3 protein-coding genes are annotated in these 2,667 nt (G+C 74.7%); 1 reads left to right on the top strand and 2 read right to left on the bottom strand.

The genetic code is table 11. From position 1 onward, the window contains the following. A partial coding sequence (locus tag B7L92_RS23000; RefSeq protein ID WP_143626366.1) for a helix-turn-helix domain-containing protein occupies positions 1-424 on the bottom strand: 424 nt, incomplete at its 3' end. Positions 425-841: 417 nt separating this feature from the next. On the opposite strand from B7L92_RS23000, the gene B7L92_RS22995 reads away from it, so the two are divergent. Continuing rightward, complete coding sequence (locus B7L92_RS22995; protein ID WP_081239345.1) at positions 842-2,044, top strand: globin domain-containing protein; 1,203 nt, start codon at positions 842-844, stop codon at positions 2,042-2,044. A 109-nt stretch (positions 2,045-2,153) separates the two neighbouring features. Here the strand turns inward: B7L92_RS22995 and B7L92_RS22990 are convergent, their stop codons facing one another. Further along, on the bottom strand, positions 2,154-2,528 hold the full coding sequence (locus tag B7L92_RS22990) for a hypothetical protein (RefSeq protein WP_004979375.1): 375 nt from the start codon (positions 2,526-2,528) through the stop codon (positions 2,154-2,156). Positions 2,529-2,667: the final 139 nt, after the last annotated feature.

Here is a 2,667-nt window from a genome sequence, read left to right as displayed (position 1 = left end):
CGGCGTCGTCGACGACGCCGTAGTTGACGGGGACGATGACCGGCCCCTCGTCGGTGGAGACGGCGATCCGTCCCACACCGTGGGTGCCGAGCAGGGCGCGGCACTCCTCGGCGTCCAGTTCGGTGAACTCCGCCCGGCGGGCGGCCCGACCGGGGCCGGGCGGCAGGTCGACGTCCCCGCCGGTGAGGCGGTTCAGCGTGGTCCCGAGCACACCGGCCAGCCTGAGCAGGACGCCCGTGCCCGGCGCGGCACCCGGGTGCTCCTCCAGGTGGCGGAGGTAACTGGGTGCCAGCCCCGCCCGGGCCGCCACTTCCCCGCGGGTGAGGCCCAGCTCCGTGCGGCGCCGGGCCAGACGGCGTCCCAGGTCGCCCACCGGGGTGCCCTCCGCCGCGTTCGGCAGAGCCCTCTCGGCCATGGCGGTCACTCCCTCTCCCGTCCGGTTCACGGGGGACCTCCGGGCGCTTCGACGGCCGAACCGTCCCCTGCAGGTCCAGCTTGTCCCGTTCGGCGGCGTTCCGCATGGGCCGGACGGCCCTGCTCGGACCGGCGGGGCGCCGGTGTCCTCGGGGGACGACCGGAAGCCGCGGCCGGGCCGGCCGGCGAACGGGCGCGCCGAGCCCCGCGCCGAGCACCGGCGGACCCACCGGGGAAGTGCCGACCGGTCCCGTCCGGCGTCCGTCCTCCGGGGCCGATGGTCCTCCTCCTCGGGCCGATGGGCCCGTCCTGCCGCCCCGACCGCCGTTCCCGGCAGAAACGGGGGTCCCGGGTTGCTATACAGGGTTCGCCGCCGGTCGGATCCGCGGCCAAGGCCCTTGTCCCGTCCCGCTCTTGGGAGACCCTCATGCTGTCCGAAGAATCCGCCGCAGTGGTGCGGGCCACCCTGCCCGCCGTGGCCGGAGCGCTCGACGAGATCACCACGCGTTTCTACGACACCATGTTCCGCGACCGGCCCGAGCTGCTGGACGGGATGTTCAACCGGGGCAACCAGGCCAGCGGGGCCCAGCGCCGGGCCCTCGCCGGATCCATCGCCGGTTTCGCGAAGGCGCTGCTCGCCGACCCGGACACCCGGCCGGACGCCCTGCTGTCCCGGATCGCCCACAAGCACGCCGCGGTCGGGCTCACCGACGACCAGTACACGATCGTGCACAAGTACCTGTTCGGCGCGATCGCCGAGGTGCTGGGCGAGGCCGTCACCCCCGAGGTCGCCGCCGCCTGGGACGAGGTGTACTGGCTGATGGCCGGTGCCCTCATCGCCCGGGAGGCGCGCCTGTACCACGAGGCGGGCGTCGAACCGGGCGACATCTGGCGCCGGTGGACGGTCGTCGAACGCCACGAGGAGACGGACGACGTGGTGTCGTTCCTGCTGCGCCCCGCCGACGGCGGACCCGCGCCGCGCGCCCGGGCGGGCCAGTACGTCAGCGTCCGGGTGCTCATGCCCGACGGGGTGCACCAGCTGCGCCAGTACAGTCTGTCCTGCGACCCCGGCGACGAGCTGCGCCGCATCACCGTCAAGCGGGTCGCCGGCGCGGACGGCGCACCCGACGGCGAGGTCTCCCGTCTGCTGCACGAGCGGATCGGCACCGGGGACGAACTCACCCTCTCCGCGCCCTTCGGCGACGTGGCGCTGGACGACGCCGACACCCCCCTGGTCCTGATCTCGGCCGGTATCGGCTGCACCCCCATGGTGGGCATGCTCGCCCGGCTGGCCACCCTCGGCTCCACCCGCCGGGTCCTCGTGCTGCACGCCGACGGCTCTCCGGCCGAGCACGCCCTGCGCGCCGAGACCCGCGAGGCGGTGGACGGGCTGCCCGACGCGGAGGCGGTCTTCTGGTACGAGCGCCCCGGCGCCGAGGAGCCCGACGCCCGCAGCGGGCTGATGGACCTCACCGGGATCGGCGTCCCGGCGGACGCGACGGTGTACCTGTGCGGCCCGCTGCCGTTCATGCGCACCGTGCGCGGCCAACTGCTCGGGGCCGGTGTGCCCGCCCGCGCCATCCACTACGAGGTCTTCGGCCCCGACCTGTGGCTGCCCGGCGCGGCCTGATCCGGACGGAAGGTCACGGGCGGCCGGCGACGGCCCGCACAGACCCCGGGCCCTCCGCGCACGGTGCGGCGCGGAGGGCCCGGCCCGGGGGGTCCGCCCGGTGGTCCGCTCAGACCTCGAGGTCGGCCTCGATGCGTCGCAACTGGTGCCGCGCCATCGCCAGGTTGGCCCGTCCCGCGTCGAGCACCAGGTACAGGAAGAGGCCGTTGCCGCCGCGCCCCTTCAGCAGGCGGATCAGGTGGTACTGGCTGCTCAGGGTGATCAGGATGTCCTCGATCTCCTCCTTCAGGCCCAGGAGCTCCATCGTGCGCAGCTTGGACCGTACGACGTCCGTGTTACCGGCGGCGGCGACCTCCAGGTTGAGGTCCTTGCCTCCGCCCAGGGTGCCGAGGGCCATGCCGCTGGTGTAGTCGACGAGCGCGGCGGCCGTCGCCCCGTCGATGGAGCTGAGGCACTCCTTGAGCGCGGTCTCGGTGTTGGCCATGGAAGGTGTCCTTTCCGTCGTGATGGGTGGTGCGGGCCGGTCGCCGGGTCGTGCGCCGGTGTGCGGCCCGCACACCGGCCCCGGCCCCAGCCCGGCGGCTGAATCCCGGCCTCCTCCCCGGGCCGCACACCGGCGCACG

It is taken from the genome of Streptomyces viridosporus (assembly GCF_002078235.1).
In the GTDB taxonomy this organism is placed as follows: domain Bacteria; phylum Actinomycetota; class Actinomycetes; order Streptomycetales; family Streptomycetaceae; genus Streptomyces; species Streptomyces viridosporus.
The sequence above is the reverse complement of the archived record's forward strand: the minus strand, read 5'-3'. Positions and strand labels throughout refer to the sequence as shown.

What these genes read in the sequence shown, in the direction of transcription:
- B7L92_RS22990 (WP_004979375.1), bottom strand. Translation starts at nt 2,528, where the DNA reads ATGGCCAACACCGAGACCGCGCTCAAGGAGTGCCTCAGCTCCATCGAC.
- B7L92_RS22995 (WP_081239345.1), top strand. Translation starts at nt 842, where the DNA reads ATGCTGTCCGAAGAATCCGCCGCAGTGGTGCGGGCCACCCTGCCCGCC.